Annotated in this window: 14 protein-coding genes and 1 pseudogene; 8 read left to right on the top strand and 7 right to left on the bottom strand. The window is 61.1% G+C overall.

What is annotated here, in order from left to right; translation table 11 throughout:
- Positions 1 to 61: 61 nt before the first annotated feature.
- Entirely contained in the window at positions 62 to 1,633 is a 1,572-nt protein-coding gene (locus tag WIN67_RS30015) for a phospholipase D family protein (protein ID WP_339070412.1), read from the top strand.
- Positions 1,634 to 1,637: 4 nt separating this feature from the next.
- On the opposite strand, the gene WIN67_RS30020 is transcribed toward WIN67_RS30015, so the two are convergent.
- Together WIN67_RS30020 and WIN67_RS30025 are read right to left on the bottom strand one after the other, a co-directional pair.
- Positions 1,638 to 2,786, bottom strand: a complete 1,149-nt coding sequence (locus tag WIN67_RS30020) for an MFS transporter (RefSeq protein WP_102881283.1) — start codon at positions 2,784 to 2,786, stop codon at positions 1,638 to 1,640.
- A gap of 173 nt (positions 2,787 to 2,959) precedes the next feature.
- A complete protein-coding gene (locus WIN67_RS30025) occupies positions 2,960 to 4,453 on the bottom strand; it encodes an aldehyde dehydrogenase (protein WP_102881284.1) in 1,494 nt (497 codons plus the stop codon).
- Positions 4,454 to 4,691: 238 nt separating this feature from the next.
- Here WIN67_RS30025 and WIN67_RS30030 point away from each other — a divergent pair, with 238 nt between their 5' ends.
- The gene (locus WIN67_RS30030; RefSeq protein WP_339070413.1) at positions 4,692 to 5,054 is read left to right on the top strand and encodes a cupin domain-containing protein; all 363 of its coding nucleotides are present in this window, start codon (positions 4,692 to 4,694) and stop codon (positions 5,052 to 5,054) included.
- A gap of 58 nt (positions 5,055 to 5,112) precedes the next feature.
- Here WIN67_RS30030 and rpmG read toward each other — a convergent pair whose 3' ends face one another.
- Both rpmG and rpmB read right to left on the bottom strand, forming a co-directional pair.
- A complete protein-coding gene (gene rpmG, locus WIN67_RS30035; protein WP_003177274.1) occupies positions 5,113 to 5,268 on the bottom strand; it encodes a 50S ribosomal protein L33 in 156 nt (51 codons plus the stop codon).
- A gap of 11 nt (positions 5,269 to 5,279) precedes the next feature.
- A complete protein-coding gene (gene rpmB / locus WIN67_RS30040; protein ID WP_011064219.1) occupies positions 5,280 to 5,516 on the bottom strand; it encodes a 50S ribosomal protein L28 in 237 nt (78 codons plus the stop codon).
- Between the two features lie 475 nt (positions 5,517 to 5,991).
- Between rpmB and WIN67_RS30045 the strand changes: the two genes are divergently transcribed.
- The gene (locus tag WIN67_RS30045; protein ID WP_265073930.1) at positions 5,992 to 7,575 is read left to right on the top strand and encodes an ABC transporter substrate-binding protein; all 1,584 of its coding nucleotides are present in this window, start codon (positions 5,992 to 5,994) and stop codon (positions 7,573 to 7,575) included.
- A gap of 48 nt (positions 7,576 to 7,623) precedes the next feature.
- On the opposite strand, the gene radC is transcribed toward WIN67_RS30045, so the two are convergent.
- Complete coding sequence (gene radC, locus WIN67_RS30050) at positions 7,624 to 8,298, bottom strand: RadC family protein (RefSeq protein ID WP_102881287.1); 675 nt, start codon at positions 8,296 to 8,298, stop codon at positions 7,624 to 7,626.
- Positions 8,299 to 8,430: 132 nt separating this feature from the next.
- On the opposite strand from radC, the gene coaBC reads away from it, so the two are divergent.
- The 4 genes and pseudogenes from coaBC to argB all read left to right on the top strand — a co-directional run bounded on the left by coaBC (position 8,431) and on the right by argB (position 12,693).
- Positions 8,431 to 9,639 (top strand): bifunctional phosphopantothenoylcysteine decarboxylase/phosphopantothenate--cysteine ligase CoaBC, encoded by a 1,209-nt coding sequence (coaBC, locus tag WIN67_RS30055; protein WP_102862260.1) that lies wholly within the window; start codon positions 8,431 to 8,433, stop codon positions 9,637 to 9,639.
- A gap of 5 nt (positions 9,640 to 9,644) precedes the next feature.
- Positions 9,645 to 10,100, top strand: coding sequence for a dUTP diphosphatase (gene dut / locus WIN67_RS30060; protein WP_102862261.1), 456 nt, complete (start codon positions 9,645 to 9,647; stop codon positions 10,098 to 10,100).
- A 265-nt stretch (positions 10,101 to 10,365) separates the two neighbouring features.
- Positions 10,366 to 11,763: pseudogene (locus tag WIN67_RS30065) on the top strand (phosphomannomutase/phosphoglucomutase); the annotation flags it as partial.
- A 24-nt stretch (positions 11,764 to 11,787) separates the two neighbouring features.
- Positions 11,788 to 12,693 carry an acetylglutamate kinase gene (argB, locus tag WIN67_RS30070; RefSeq protein WP_011064225.1) on the top strand — a complete coding sequence of 302 codons (906 nt, stop codon included), beginning with the start codon at positions 11,788 to 11,790 and terminating at the stop codon, positions 12,691 to 12,693.
- Positions 12,694 to 12,861: 168 nt separating this feature from the next.
- On the opposite strand, the gene pyrE is transcribed toward argB, so the two are convergent.
- Complete coding sequence (gene pyrE / locus WIN67_RS30075) at positions 12,862 to 13,506, bottom strand: orotate phosphoribosyltransferase (protein ID WP_102862263.1); 645 nt, start codon at positions 13,504 to 13,506, stop codon at positions 12,862 to 12,864.
- Positions 13,507 to 13,587: 81 nt separating this feature from the next.
- On the opposite strand from pyrE, the gene WIN67_RS30080 reads away from it, so the two are divergent.
- Complete coding sequence (locus WIN67_RS30080) at positions 13,588 to 14,367, top strand: exodeoxyribonuclease III (protein ID WP_102862264.1); 780 nt, start codon at positions 13,588 to 13,590, stop codon at positions 14,365 to 14,367.
- A gap of 57 nt (positions 14,368 to 14,424) precedes the next feature.
- On the opposite strand, the gene WIN67_RS30085 is transcribed toward WIN67_RS30080, so the two are convergent.
- Positions 14,425 to 14,793 carry a DUF4870 domain-containing protein gene (locus WIN67_RS30085; protein WP_102862265.1) on the bottom strand — a complete coding sequence of 123 codons (369 nt, stop codon included), beginning with the start codon at positions 14,791 to 14,793 and terminating at the stop codon, positions 14,425 to 14,427.
- Positions 14,794 to 14,800 lie beyond the last annotated feature (7 nt).

Consider the following 14,800-nt stretch of genomic DNA (forward strand, 5'->3'; position numbering starts at 1 on the left):
TCACGTTGCAGGAAGCCCACTGCCCCATGCCAACCCGCGCCGCGATGCGAGACGACCTGACTTGAGCCGTAAACAGGGGTTTATCCTGCCGCTGATCCTGACCTTCGGGCTAGGCGGCTGCGCCACCCAGGAAGTGCCTTACCAGCCCAGCCAAGCGTTGGCCGCCAGTGACTCCAGCTTCGCCCAGTCCATCCGGGCCCAGGCCGCCCCCTACCAGGGACGCTCCGGCTTTCGCCTGCTGCCCAACAGCACCGAAGCCTTCATGGCCCGCGCCGAGCTGATCCGCAACGCCCAGAGCAGCCTCGACCTGCAGTACTACATCGTTCATGACGGCATCAGCACCCGGATGCTGGTGGACGAGCTGCTCAAGGCCGCTGACCGAGGCGTAAGGGTGCGCATCCTGCTGGACGACACCACCAGCGACGGGCTGGACCAGATCATCGCCACCCTGGCCGCCCACCCGCAGATCCAGGTCCGCCTGTTCAACCCGCTGCACCTGGGCCGCAGCACCGGCGTTACCCGAGCCGTGGGCCGCCTGTTCAACCTGTCGCGACAGCATCGCCGGATGCACAACAAGCTGTGGCTGGCGGACAACAGCGTGGCCATCGTCGGCGGGCGCAACATCGGCGATGAATACTTCGATGCCGAACCCAATCTCAACTTCACCGACATCGACATGTTCAGCGCAGGCCCCGTGGCCGAACAGCTGGGCCATAGCTTCGATCAATACTGGAACAGTGCCCTGAGCCGCCCCATAGGCGAGTTCCTGTCTTACGCACCTTCAACCCAGGCCCTGAACAACACCCGCCAGCGCCTGGAAGAGTCGCTACAGGACAGCCACCGGCAGAACCAGGCCCTGTATCGCCAGCTGATGACCTACCAGACTCAGCCGCGCATGGATATCTGGCGCAAGGAACTGATCTGGGCCTGGAACCAGGCCCTGTGGGACGCCCCCACCAAGGTCCTGGCCAAGGGCGATCCCGACCCGCACTTGCTGCTGACCACCCAGTTGGCACCGGAACTCAAGGGTGTCAGCAAGGAACTGATCATGGTCTCGGCCTACTTCGTCCCGGGCCAGCCGGGGCTGGTGTACCTGACCGGCCGGGCTGACGCCGGGGTCGCGGTCAGCCTCTTGACCAACGCCCTGGAAGCCACCGACGTGCCGGTGGTGCATGGCGGCTACGCGCCCTATCGCAAGGCCTTGCTGGAACACGGCGTGAAGCTCTACGAGTTGCGCAGGCAACCTGCAGAGCGGGGCGGCGGCAGCGGTCCGCGGCTGTTCCACAGCAGTTCCTTGAAGGGCTCGGACTCCAGCCTGCACAGCAAGGCGATGGTCTTCGACCGACAGAAGAGCTTTATCGGCTCGTTCAATTTCGATTCACGCTCAGTGCTGTGGAACACCGAGGTCGGGGTACTGGTGGACAGCCCCGAACTGGCCGAGCATGTACGCGCCCTGGCCCTGCAAGGGATGGCGCCGCCCCTCAGCTACCAGGTCAAACTGGAGGACGGCAAGCTGGTCTGGATCACCGAGGACCATGGGCAGCTGCACAGTCTGAGCCACGAGCCCGGCAGTTGGTGGCGACGCATCAATGCCTGGCTGAGCACTCGCATCGGTCTGGAGCGCATGCTTTGAAGCGCTACAAGGGTTGCGCCTGGACGCTACCAAAAGCGCCCTGACGCAGCAGCAGAAGCAACAGGCCAAAGGCGCCCGCCGCCACCAACAGCAACATCGCATGGCCGCTGACCCACTGGCTGCCCGCCCCCGCCACCAAGGGACCGATCAGACAACCGATACCCCACAGCTGCGCCACATGGGCATTGGCTCGTACCAGCGCATCGTCGCGATAACGCTCGCCGATCAGGATCAGCGACAAGGTGAACAACCCACCAGCGCTGGCCCCGAACAGCACCCACAACGGCCAGATCAATACGCTGTCCAACAGCAGGGGAATGGCCAGGCTGGAGCACAGCAGGATCAGCGCGCAACCGGTGAACAGGCCGCGCCGGGAGACGCGATCAGCCAAGGCGCCGATCGGCAGCTGCAACAATGCATCGCCCACCACTACGGTGCTGACCATGGCCAGGGCCACGTCCTCGGTGAAGCCCTGGCTCAAGCAATAAACCGGAAGCAGGGTCAGGATCAGAGCCTCGAAAGTCGCGAACAAGGCCACCGCCCAACCAATCGCCGGCAGCGTCTGACAGAAGCGCCAGAGGTCGATCAGGGTGACATTGCAAGACTCGGTGCTCGGCGCTCCGCTACGCCCCAACAGCAGCAAGGGTGCTGCCACCAGCAATCCCACCGAGACCCAGAAGCCGTAGTCCTGCGTGGTCCCCAGGACGCCCAGCAGCAAGGGGCCGGCCAGCTGACTCAGGGCATAGCCGCTGCCATACAACGCCACCAGCCGCCCCCGCCACTGCTCCACCACCAGCTGATTGATCCAGCTTTCCCCCAGAATGAAGATGATGGTCAGCACCACGCCCAGAATCAGGCGCAACGCCAGCCACACCGGATAGCTGGGCAACAGCGCCAGCAGTCCAATAGAGAGCGCACCCGCCCACAGGCACAGGCGCATCAGGTTGGCGGTACCGAAGCGGGCCGCCAGCCGACTGGAAATCTTCGCGCCCAGCAGCACGCCAATGGCCGGCATCGCCGCTACCACGCCGATGGCAAAGGGTCCGTAGCCCCAGCTTTCCAGGCGCAAGGACACCAGCGGCATGGTCATGCCCAAGGCCAGGCCGACACTCAAGACAGCGGATAAAACGGCGAAATAGGTCGCCCAAGGCATTTCCACACTCCTGTGGATGATTATTCTGCAAGCCACAGACAACACAGCCGGACTCCCCTCGCGGGAAGTCCGGCTGCGCTGCGGATCAATGGCTGCGGATAGAAGCGCCCATGCGACGTGGCGCTTGCCGGCGCAAGCGCCCTTGCGGACGCCATCGCCTCAAACCCGAAGACTCAGAGCTTGATCCAGGTCGCTTTCAACTCGGTGTACTTGTCGAACGCGTGCAGCGACTTGTCCCGACCATTGCCCGACTGCTTGAAGCCGCCGAACGGCGCGGTCATGTCGCCACCGTCGTACTGGTTGACCCAGACGCTGCCGGCACGCAGTGCCTTGGCCGTCAGGTGCGCCTTGGAGATGTTTGCAGTCCAGACCGCCGCCGCCAATCCGTACGGAGTGTCGTTGGCAATCTGGATCGCCTCTTCCACGCTGTCGAACGCAATCACTGACAGCACTGGGCCGAAGATCTCTTCCTGGGCAATCTTCATCGCGTTAGTGACGCCGTCGAAAATCGTCGGTTCGACGTAGGTACCACCTGTCTCCTGCAGGGTGCGCTTGCCACCGGCCACCAGTTTGGCGCCATCGGCGTGACCGGCCTCGATGTAGGACAGCACGGTATTCATCTGCTGGGTGTCCACCAGGGCGCCGACGTTGGTGGCCGGGTCCAGTGGGTTGCCCGGTTTCCAGGCTTTCAGGGCCTCGATCACCAGCGGCAGGAATTTGTCCTTGATGGAACGCTCCACCAGCAGACGGGAACCGGCGGTGCAGACTTCACCCTGGTTGAAGGCAATGGCGCTGGCAGCGGATTCGGCGGCGGCCTGCAGGTCCGGGGCATCGGCAAACACGATGTTCGGGCTTTTGCCACCGGCTTCCAGCCAGACGCGCTTCATGTTGGATTCACCGGAGTACACCAGCAGTTGCTTGGCGATCTTGGTGGAGCCGGTGAACACCAGGGTGTCCACGTCCATGTGCAGGGCCAGGGCCTTGCCGACGGTGTGACCGTAGCCGGGCAGCACGTTGAACACGCCAGCCGGAATCCCGGCTTCCACCGCCAGGGCCGCGATGCGGATTGCGGTCAGCGGGGATTTTTCCGAAGGCTTGAGGATCACCGAGTTACCAGTGGACAGTGCCGGCCCCAGTTTCCAGCAGGCCATCATCAGCGGGAAGTTCCACGGCACGATGGCCGCGACTACACCCACGGGCTCACGAGTTACCAGGCCCAGTTGGTCGTGGGGGGTGGCCGCGACTTCATCGTAGATCTTGTCGATGGCCTCGCCGCTCCAGCTCAGGGCTTGCGCCGCGCCGGGCACGTCGATTTCCAGGGAGTCGGTGATGGGCTTGCCCATGTCCAGGGTTTCCAGGAGCGCGAGCTCCTGGGCGTGTTGCTTGAGCAGGCCGGCAAAACGAATCATGACGGACTTGCGCTTGGCCGGCGCCAGGCGCGACCAGACGCCAGAGTTGAAGGTGGCGCGGGCATTGTCCACGGCACGCTGGGCATCGGCGGCGTCACAGCTGGCAATGGTTGCCAGTACACGACCGTCTACCGGGCTGATGCACTCGAAGGTGTCATTGGAAACAGCTGCGGTGTATTCACCGTTGATGTAGGCGCGGCCTTCGATTTTCAGGTCGCGGGCACGTTGTTCCCAATCGGCACGAGTCAGGGTGGTCATACGAGTGTCCTCCTCTTATTTGAATACAAGCGCCATGCGAACTACGCCGGCACTCATGAAGAATTCTGCCCGGCCAGCCTGTTTTCGGCCAAAGGCACCCGCCACCCTAAACCAGCGACCCCTGTACTTTCAATATATTTGACAAAGCCCGGGCAAACAGCATTGCTATGTGCATTTTAATAAACATAGACTCTGGCCTTCATAGCCACTCGCGCCGCAATCACGGGGGAATACAAGAATGAGCATCCACAACGTCGTCGACTTCAGCCAGGCCAACACCGAGGGCGAACGCTACCGCCCCGCTCCGGAAAAAGTCCTCAAGGGCGATCCCGAGCAAGCGGTGTTCAACCACTACGGCAGCCCGTGCGGGCAACTCAATGCCGGTATCTGGGAAGGCGCGGTGGGCCAATGGACGGTGAACTTCACCGAGCACGAATACTGCGAGATTCTCCAGGGCGTGTCGGTGCTGCGAGACAACGACGGCAACACCAAGACCCTGCGCTCTGGCGACCGCTTTGTGATCCCGGCCGGCTTCAAAGGCACCTGGGAAGTGCTGGAGCCCTGCCGCAAGGTCTACGTGGCCTTCGAACAGAAGGCCTGAATCCCAGGCACAAAAAAACCCGCTTGAAGGCGGGTTTTTTTGTCAGAAGAAAAATCAATTACTTGATTTTGCCTTCCTTGTAGATCACGTGCTTACGAACAACCGGATCATATTTCTTGATCTCGATTTTGTCCGGAGTAGTACGCTTGTTCTTGTCGGTAGTGTAGAAGTGACCAGTACCGGCGCTCGAGATCAAACGAATCAATTCACGCATGATTAGCTCCCTTAAACCTTGCCGCCATCGCGACGGATTTCGGCCAGCACGACATCAATGCCGCGCTTGTCGATGATACGCATGCCTTTGGCAGATACGCGCAGACGCACAAAGCGTTTCTCGGACTCAACCCAGAAGCGGTGATGCTGCAGGTTCGGCAGGAAACGACGACGGGTTTTGTTGTTTGCGTGGGAAATGTTATTCCCAGTCACCGGACCCTTACCGGTAACTTGACAGACTCTAGACATGCCTCAGCCCTCTAAAACCACATGCCCAACCCGGCATGGGTTGGCCGCTTAATCTCTCAGTCATTTGGCGCCAGGCGCCGCGTTTCTTTAGGGTCTTACCGGCTACACCTACAAGCGAAGGAACCGGGCCCCTAGAAAAGAGCGCTGCTTTATACCAGAAAGACCCCATAGCAACAACAGCCGCTGTGTGCAGGATGATGAAAAGTCCTGATTTTCTTGCGCCGGACGCCTGCGGCAAAGGCTACCGCAGAAATCTACCGCTCGTCGCAGAATATATTTCTCTCGAAACCCCGGGAAAAAATCTGCTGCTGAACACGGGCATCCCTACACAAATACACGGCTCCAGCCCTGACCGCGTCCCAGGTTTCAATGTCGAATACAAAAGGGATAGTCATTTTACAAAGAGGCCACTAGGGTAAGGCATTTCCAGACTGCACTCGCAGATGGGCTTTCGATCTGCACAAGGAACCCGACCATGCGTCTTGCCGCCCTCCCGCTCCTGCTCGCCCCTCTTCTGAGCCCATTGGCCCAGGCCGCCGCGTTGAGCGTCTGCACCGAAGCCAGCCCGGAAGGCTTCGACGTGGTGCAGTACAACTCGCTGACCACCACCAACGCGTCCGCCGACGTGCTGATGAACCGCCTGGTGGAATTCGACGCCGTCAGCGGCAAGGTGGTCCCCAGCCTGGCCGATAGCTGGGAAGTCTCCGCGGATGGCCTGAGCTATGTCTTCAAGCTGCATCCCAAGGTCAAGTTTCACCGTACCGACTACTTCAATCCCAGCCGCGAGCTGACCGCCGAAGACGTCAAGTTCAGCTTCGAGCGCATGCTCGACCCAGCCCACCCGTGGCACAAGGTCGCCCAGAGCGGCTTCCCACACGCACAATCCCTGCAGTTGCCCAGCCTGATCAAGAAGATCGACGCCCTGGACCCGCTGACTGTGCGCTTTACCCTGGATCACGCCGACTCGACCTTTCTCCCCACCCTGAGCATGGGCTTTGCCTCGATCTACTCTGCGGAGTACGCCGATCAGTTACTCAAGGCCGGCACCCCGGAGAAGCTCAACAGCCAGCCCATCGGCAGCGGCCCGTTCATTTTCGGGCGCTTCCAGAAAGACGCCTCGATCCGCTACAAGGCCAACCGCGACTACTTTGCTGGCAAACCGGCGGTGGACTCCCTGATTTTCGCCATCACTCCGGACGCCAACGTGCGCCTGCAGAAACTGCGGCGCAATGAGTGCCAGATCGCCCTTTCACCCAAGCCCCTGGATGTCCAGGCCGCCAGTGATGATCCAACGCTGAAGATCGAGAAAACGGCAGCCTTCATGACGGCCTTCGTTGCGATCAACAGCCAGCATCCGCCCCTGGACAAACCCGAAGTGCGCCAGGCGATCAACCTGGCCTTCGACAAGGCCCATTACCTCAAGACCGTGTTCGAAGGCACCGCCGAGGCCGCCAATGGCCCCTACCCGGCCAATACCTGGAGCTACGCCAAAGAGTTGCCGGGCTACACCCACGACCCGGAAAAGGCTCGTCAGCTGCTGGCCAAGGCAGGCCTTAAAAACGGCTTCGAGACCACAATCTGGACCCGCCCTTCCGGCAGCCTGCTCAACCCCAACCCGAGCCTGGGCGCCCAACTGCTGCAGGCGGACCTGGCCCAAGTGGGAATCCAGGCAGAAATCCGCGTGATCGAATGGGGCGAACTGATCCGCCGGGCCAAGGCCGGCGAACATGACCTGCTGTTCATGGGCTGGGCCGGCGACAACGGCGACCCGGATAACTTCCTCACACCACAGTTCACCTGCGCAGCAGTCAAATCCGGCACCAACTTCGCCCGCTACTGCGATCAGAACCTGGACAAGCTGATTACCGCCGGCAAGACCACCAGCGAACAGGGTGTGCGCAGCAAGCTGTACCAGCAGGCCCAGACCCAGATCCAGCAACAGGCGCTGTGGCTCCCTCTGGCTCACCCGACCGCTTTCGCCCTGACCCGCAAACAGGTCGAGGGCTATCAAGTGAGCCCCTTCGGCCGCCAGGATTACTCGAAGGTCAGCGTCAAGTGACACACCGGCCAGCTTCAGGGTCAGTGCCGACCTTGAAGCTGGCCGCCTTCAGATCCAGCCATATTCGGCCATGGACAACGGATCACCCTCTCCGACGATGAAGTGATCCAGCACCCGTACATCGATCAACTCCAGGGCTTCTTGCAAACGCCGGGTCACCACCCGATCGGCCGGGCTGGGCTCAGAGATGCCCGATGGGTGGTTGTGACAGAGAATTACCGCTGCCGCGTTATGCGCCAGGGTGCGCTTGAGCACTTGTCGCGGGTACACCGTGGTGCTGTCGATCGAACCCTGGAACAGCACCTCAAAGGCCAGTACCCGATGCTTGGTGTCGAGAAACAGACAGCCAAACACCTCGTGGGGCTCATGTCGCAACATCGACTTCAGGTAATCGCGCACCACCAGCGGACTTTCCAAGGCTGACTGGCGGTGGAGTTTTTCTGCCAGATGCCGACGCGCCATCTCCAACACCGCTTGCAACAGTGCGTACTTGGCCGGCCCCAATCCCAACTGGCGGGTGAAGGTCAGCTGATCGGCTTCCAGCAGACTGCGCAAGCTGCCGAAGCGATGCAACAGGTGCCGCGCCAAGTCGACCGCACTTTTTCCAGCCACCCCGGTGCGCAGGAAAATAGCCAGTAATTCGGCGTCGGAAAGGCTGATGGCGCCCTGCTCTAAAAGCCGTTCCCGCGGGCGCTCCGCCGCAGGCCAATCACGAATACTCATCACACCTCCCTGTGCATGGCGCCGCTGTTCGGCAGCGGGCGCTGTGCTATCTTAGCCCCCTCTTTTTTGCGTGGTATTTCACCTGGGGAGGGGGCATGCCACGCAGCAATCACTTAACGGAAAAACAGGCCTATGCAGCGGCTGTATCGGAAACGCATCGTGCTCGGCGTCGGCGGCGGCATTGCCGCCTATAAGAGCGCGGAGCTGGTTCGCCGACTCCTCGACCAAGGCGCCGAAGTGCGTGTGGTCATGACCCGGGGCGGCAGTGAGTTCATCACCCCGCTGACCATGCAGGCCCTCTCCGGGCACCCGGTCCATCTCGACCTGCTGGACCCGGCCGCCGAAGCCGCCATGGGTCACATCGAACTGGCCAAATGGGCCGATCTGGTGCTGATCGCCCCCGCCACGGCCGACCTGATCGCCCGCCTGGCCCAGGGCATTGCCGATGACCTGCTGACCACCCTGGTCCTGGCCACAGACGCCATCGTCGCCATCGCTCCAGCGATGAACCAGGCCATGTGGCGCGACCCGGCCACCCAGGCCAACACCCAATTGCTGCAAAGTCGTGGCCTGCGAGTCTTCGGCCCAGCCTCCGGCAGCCAGGCCTGTGGCGACGTCGGCCTGGGCCGCATGCTGGAAGCCAACGATCTGGCGCTGTGCGCCGCCGACTGCTTCCAGCACCTGGCACTGACCGGCAAACACTTGCTGATCACCGCCGGGCCGACTCAGGAAAACATCGATCCGGTGCGCTACATCACCAACCATAGCTCAGGAAAAATGGGCTTCGCCCTGGCCGAGGCAGCCGTCGAGGCCGGCGCCCGGGTCACCCTGATCACCGGACCGGTGCACCTGCCGACCCCCGACAGAGTCACTCGGATCGACGTAGTCAGCGCTCGCGACATGCTCGCGGCCTGCGAGGCGGCCATTCCGTGCGACGTTTTCATCGCCTCCGCGGCGGTCGCGGACTACCGCCCGGAAGTCGTCGCCCCACAGAAATTAAAGAAAGACCCTACGAAAGGTGACGGCCTGCTACTACAGATGGTGCGCAACCCAGATATCCTGGCCACCATCGCTACGCGGCCGGATCGGCCATTCAGTGTCGGTTTCGCCGCCGAAACCGAAAATCTGCTCGACTACGCTGCACGCAAATTGAAGGACAAGAACCTCGACCTGATCGTCGCCAACGACGTAGCCAACCCGAGCATTGGCTTCAACAGCGAGGAAAACGCCTGCAGCGTGATTGACCGGGAGTTGCACGCAACTCTCTTCGCCCAGACCAGCAAGGGCAAGATTGCCCGCCAACTGATCTCTTTTATCGCCGAACGGCTGAACCAGGTTTAACTTCAATGCACGCTCTACAAGCCAAGATCCTCGACCCACGCATCGGCAACGAATTCCCTCTGCCGCAGTACGCCACGCCGGGCTCCGCCGGCCTCGACCTGCGCGCCATGCTCAAGGAAGACACCATCCTGGAGCCAGGCCAGACGCTGCTGATCCCGACCGGGCTGTCGGTCTATATTGGCGATCCGGGCCTGGCGGCGCTGATCCTGCCGCGCTCCGGCCTGGGCCACAAACACGGCATCGTACTGGGCAATCTGGTCGGCCTGATCGACTCGGACTACCAGGGCGAACTGATGGTTTCCTGCTGGAACCGCGGCCAGACTGCCTTCAATATCGCCGTCGGCGAGCGTATCGCCCAACTGGTGCTGGTGCCGGTAGTGCAGGCGCACTTCGAAGTGGTTGAGGCTTTTGATGAAAGCCAGCGCGGCGCAGGCGGTTTCGGCCACTCCGGCAGTCACTGATTGCGCGCCCTCGGGCCAGGCACTTGGTCCGGCCCCAGGGTGACTGCAAGACATTTAAGGATAAATGACCACCAGTTTCTGCATGCCCCCTCGGGCCCGCCAAATCAGGCCCTTGAGCGTCCGCGGAGCGGCAAGCGCCCTCCAGATGGCACTTACACAGTACGAACTCTATGCTGAAAACGCCGTCATACCCTTCAGTTTGAGCCCGCCGGCCCGTCATTTCCCCGGCCGTACTGCCCCCTCTTCAAATGGAGCACCCTCAGTGATGAGCAACGCAGCCAAAGTCGCCCCGACATTTCCCGAGAGCATCTTCCGCGCCTATGACATCCGCGGTGTTGTACCGCAAACCCTGACCGCAGAGACCGCCTACTGGATCGGCCGCGCCGTTGGCTCCCAGAGCCTGGCTCAGGGCGAACCCAACGTCTGCGTAGGCAGGGACGGCCGCCTGTCCGGCCCGGAGCTGGTGGAGCAACTGATTCAGGGCCTGCACGACAGCGGCTGCCACGTCAGCGATGTCGGCCTGGTGCCGACCCCTGCCCTGTACTACGCCGCCAACGTCCTGGCCGGCAAGTCCGGGGTGATGCTCACCGGCAGCCACAACCCTTCGGACTACAACGGTTTCAAGATCGTCATTGCCGGCGACACCCTGGCCAACGAACAGATCCAAGCCCTGCACCAGCGCCTCAAGACCAATAACCTGAGCAGTGCCCAGGGCAGCATCACCAAGGTCGACATCCTGCCGCGCTACGCCGAAGAGATCGCCCGGGACGTGAAGCTGGCCCGGCGCCTGAAAGTCGTGGTGGATTGCGGCAACGGCGCCGCCGGGGTCATTGCCCCGCAACTGATCGAGGCCTTGAACTGCGAAGTCATTCCGCTGTTCTGCGAGGTAGACGGCAACTTCCCCAATCATCACCCGGACCCGGGCAAACCCGAGAACCTTGAAGACCTGATCGCCAAGGTCAAGGAAACCGGCGCCGACCTGGGCCTGGCCTTCGACGGTGACGGCGATCGCGTCGGCGTGGTGACCAACACCGGCAGCATCGTTTTCCCCGATCGACTGCTGATGCTGTTCGCCAAAGATGTAGTGGCGCGCAACCCGGACGCCCAGATCATCTTCGACGTCAAATGCACTCGACGCCTGATTCCGCTGATCAAGGAATACGGTGGTCGCCCGCTAATGTGGAAGACCGGTCACTCGTTGATCAAAAAGAAAATGAAGCAGACCGGCGCCCTGCTGGCCGGCGAGATGAGCGGCCATGTGTTCTTCAAGGAGCGCTGGTTCGGTTTCGACGACGGCATCTATAGCGCCGCGCGGTTGCTGGAGATCCTCAGCAAGGAAACATCTACCGCGCAAGAGCTGTTCGCCACCTTCCCGAACGATATTTCTACGCCGGAAATCAATATCCATGTGACCGAAGAGAGCAAATTCAGCATCATTGATGCCTTGCACGACGCGCAATGGGGCGCAGGCGCCGACCTGACCACCATTGACGGGGTGCGAGTCGACTATGCCAAGGGCTGGGGCCTGGTTCGCGCCTCCAATACCACCCCTGTGCTGGTGCTGCGCTTCGAGGCTGATGACGAAGCCGAGCTGCAGCGGATTAAGGACGTGTTCCACGTCCAGCTGAAACGTGTTGCACCTGACCTCCAACTACCGTTTTGACTGTTTGAAGCACCGGAGCCCTGAATGACCATCGAACGCGATGCCGCCGCCAATACCGCCAAGGTCCTATCCGAAGCGCTGCCTTACATTCGCCGCTATGTCGGCAAGACCCTGGTGATCAAGTACGGCGGCAACGCTATGGAGAGCGAGGAGCTGAAAACCGGCTTCGCCCGCGACATCGTCCTGATGAAGGCTGTCGGGATCAACCCGGTGGTGGTGCACGGCGGTGGCCCGCAAATCGGTGACCTGCTCAAGCGCCTGTCAATCGAAAGCCACTTCGTCGATGGCATGCGCGTGACCGACGCGCAAACCATGGACGTGGTGGAGATGGTCCTCGGCGGCCAGGTCAACAAGGACATCGTCAACCTGATCAACCGTCACGGCGGCAGCGCCATCGGCCTGACCGGTAAAGATGCCGAACTGATCCGGGCGAAGAAGCTTACAGTGACCCGCCAGACACCGGAAATGACCACGCCGGAAATCATCGATATCGGCCATGTGGGCGAAGTGGTCGGGATCAACACCGACCTGCTGAACCTGCTGGTCAAGGGCGATTTCATTCCGGTGATCGCGCCGATTGGCGTGGGCGCCAACGGCGAGTCCTACAACATCAACGCCGACCTGGTCGCCGGGAAGGTGGCTGAAGCACTGAAAGCTGAAAAGCTGATGCTGTTGACCAACATCGCTGGCCTGATGGACAAGTCCGGCAAGGTCCTGACCGGCCTGAGCACCCAGCAGGTGGACGAGCTGATCGCCGATGGCACTATCTACGGCGGCATGCTGCCGAAAATCCGCTGCGCCCTGGAAGCGGTACAAGGTGGCGTCGGCAGCTCCCTGATCATCGACGGTCGCGTACCCAATGCGATTCTGCTGGAGATCTTCACCGATACCGGTGTCGGCACCCTGATCAGCAATCGCAAGCGCCCTTAAGCGACAGCCACAAAAAAGCCCCCGCCCGGTATCTCGGGCGGGGGCTTTTTTATCTACGCAATCTTTGCAGGAGCTGGCTTGTATAGGAGCAGGCTTGCCAGCGAAGGCGCTCACACGCGCAACTCAGGACTCAAAGGTCTCTTCACGGGTAAGCCGGCTCCTACAGTGTCAGATTCCGTACTGCGCGCGATAGGCTTGCACTGCCGGCAGATGTTGCTTGAGCGCCGGATCGTCCGCCAGGAACTGCAGGACCTGGGTCAGGGAAACGATGCTCACCACTGGAATGCCGAAGTCACGCTCGACTTCCTGGATCGCCGACAACTCACCGTTGCCACGCTCCTCGCGGTTCAGTGCGATCAATACACCTGCCGCCTTGGCGCCTTCCTGGGACTCGATGATCTGCATCACCTCGCGAATTGCCGTGCCCGCAGTGATCACGTCGTCGATGATCAGCACATCGCCGGTCAATGGCGCGCCTACCAGGCTACCGCCTTCACCGTGCGCCTTGGCTTCCTTGCGGTTGAAGCACCAAGGCAGATCGCGCTGATGATGTTCAGCCAGAGCCACTGCAGTGGCTGCTGCCAAGGGAATGCCTTTATAAGCCGGGCCAAACAGCACATCGAAGGGAATGCCGCTGTCGACAATCGCCGCCGCATAGAAACGCCCCAGCTGGGCCAGGGCCGAACCGCTGTTGAACAGGCCGGCATTGAAGAAGTAAGGGCTGGTGCGCCCGGACTTCAGGGTGAACTCACCGAAGCGCAAAACCCCGCGATCGATGGCAAAACGAATGAAATCGCGCTGATACGCCTGCATGAAAAAACCCCAGATACCACGGATTTAGCTAATTAGGTAGAGCTCGGGTATCATACACGCACGTGATTTTTGGGGCCATTTATGCGGATCATCAGTGTGAACGTCAATGGTATTCAGGCTGCAGTGGAGCGTGGTTTGCTCAGTTGGCTGCAGGCACAGAATGCCGACGTCATCTGCCTGCAGGACACCCGCGCCTCTGCCTTTGAACTGGACGACCCAGCCTTCCAACTGGATGGCTACTTCCTTTATGCCTGCGATGCTGAAGTCCCTGCCCAAGGCGGTGTGGCTTTGTATTCGCGGTTGCAGCCGAAGGCGGTCATCAGCGGCCTCGGCTTCGAGACAGCCGATCGTTACGGGCGCTACCTGCAAGCCGATTTCGACAAGGTCAGCATCGCGACCTTGCTGCTTCCATCAGGGCAGAACGGCGATGAAGACTTGAACCAGAAGTTCAAGTTAATGGACGACTTCGCCCGTTATCTGGATAAGCAGCGGCGCAAACGTCGCGAGTACATTTATTGTGGCTCGCTGTACGTGGCGCAACAGAAGCTGGATATCAAGAACTGGCGTGACGGCCAGCAATCTCCGGGCTTCCTGGCACCTGAGCGCGCCTGGATGGACGAGATTATCGGCAACATGGGCTATGTCGATGCCCTGCGCGAAGTCAGTCGCGAAGGCGACCAGTACAGCTGGTGGCCGGACAACGAACAGGCCGAGATGCTCAACCTGGGCTCGCGCTTCGACTATCAGTTGCTGACTCCCGGCCTGCGCCGTTTTGTCCGCAGCGCACGCTTGCCGCGTCAGCCGCGTTTTTCGCAGCATGCGCCGCTGATCGTGGACTATGACTGGACACTGACCATCTAAGCGTCCGTTCACAGCCACAAAAAAGCCGACATCACAGTCGGCTTTTTTGTGCTCGCTCTATTTGATCAGGCGCCAGGTGAAAGGGTACCGATATGGCACTCCCTCTCCAGCCTTGACTCCGCCGATGATGGTCAACACCAGGGCACCAATCGCCAGCAGGCCGAACATAAAGAAACCGATTATCACGATCATCAGCAGGAAACAGACTGCCGAAGCGATAGCGACAGTCAGCTGAAAGTTCAGCGCTTCCTTACCCTGTGCATCGATGAAGGGGTCGGTCTCGCGCTTCATCTGCCAAAGAATCAGCGGCCCGATCAATGTACCAAATGGAACCCAGATCCCCAGCAAGGCGGACAAGTGACAAAACATTGCCCATTGCCGAACTTCATGGCTCGGGGTGGGCTGGGGTAGCTGCTCATCACTCATGGTGCTC

Source organism: Pseudomonas idahonensis (assembly GCF_037903935.1).
Classification (GTDB): Bacteria; Pseudomonadota; Gammaproteobacteria; order Pseudomonadales; family Pseudomonadaceae; genus Aquipseudomonas; species Aquipseudomonas danubii.

Excerpts from the sequence above, each read along its gene's own strand:
- rpmB (WP_011064219.1), bottom strand. The coding sequence starts at position 5,516 with ATGTCTAGAGTCTGTCAAGTTACCGGTAAGGGTCCGGTGACTGGGAAT.
- pyrE (WP_102862263.1), bottom strand. The coding sequence starts at position 13,506 with ATGCAGGCGTATCAGCGCGATTTCATTCGTTTTGCCATCGATCGCGGG.
- WIN67_RS30025 (WP_102881284.1), bottom strand. The coding sequence starts at position 4,453 with ATGACCACCCTGACTCGTGCCGATTGGGAACAACGTGCCCGCGACCTG.
- WIN67_RS30030 (WP_339070413.1), top strand. The coding sequence starts at position 4,692 with ATGAGCATCCACAACGTCGTCGACTTCAGCCAGGCCAACACCGAGGGC.
- dut (WP_102862261.1), top strand. The coding sequence starts at position 9,645 with ATGCACGCTCTACAAGCCAAGATCCTCGACCCACGCATCGGCAACGAA.
- WIN67_RS30085 (WP_102862265.1), bottom strand. The coding sequence starts at position 14,793 with ATGAGTGATGAGCAGCTACCCCAGCCCACCCCGAGCCATGAAGTTCGG.
- rpmG (WP_003177274.1), bottom strand. The coding sequence starts at position 5,268 with ATGCGTGAATTGATTCGTTTGATCTCGAGCGCCGGTACTGGTCACTTC.
- argB (WP_011064225.1), top strand. The coding sequence starts at position 11,788 with ATGACCATCGAACGCGATGCCGCCGCCAATACCGCCAAGGTCCTATCC.
- WIN67_RS30045 (WP_265073930.1), top strand. The coding sequence starts at position 5,992 with ATGCGTCTTGCCGCCCTCCCGCTCCTGCTCGCCCCTCTTCTGAGCCCA.
- radC (WP_102881287.1), bottom strand. The coding sequence starts at position 8,298 with ATGAGTATTCGTGATTGGCCTGCGGCGGAGCGCCCGCGGGAACGGCTT.
- WIN67_RS30020 (WP_102881283.1), bottom strand. The coding sequence starts at position 2,786 with ATGCCTTGGGCGACCTATTTCGCCGTTTTATCCGCTGTCTTGAGTGTC.
- coaBC (WP_102862260.1), top strand. The coding sequence starts at position 8,431 with ATGCAGCGGCTGTATCGGAAACGCATCGTGCTCGGCGTCGGCGGCGGC.
- WIN67_RS30080 (WP_102862264.1), top strand. The coding sequence starts at position 13,588 with ATGCGGATCATCAGTGTGAACGTCAATGGTATTCAGGCTGCAGTGGAG.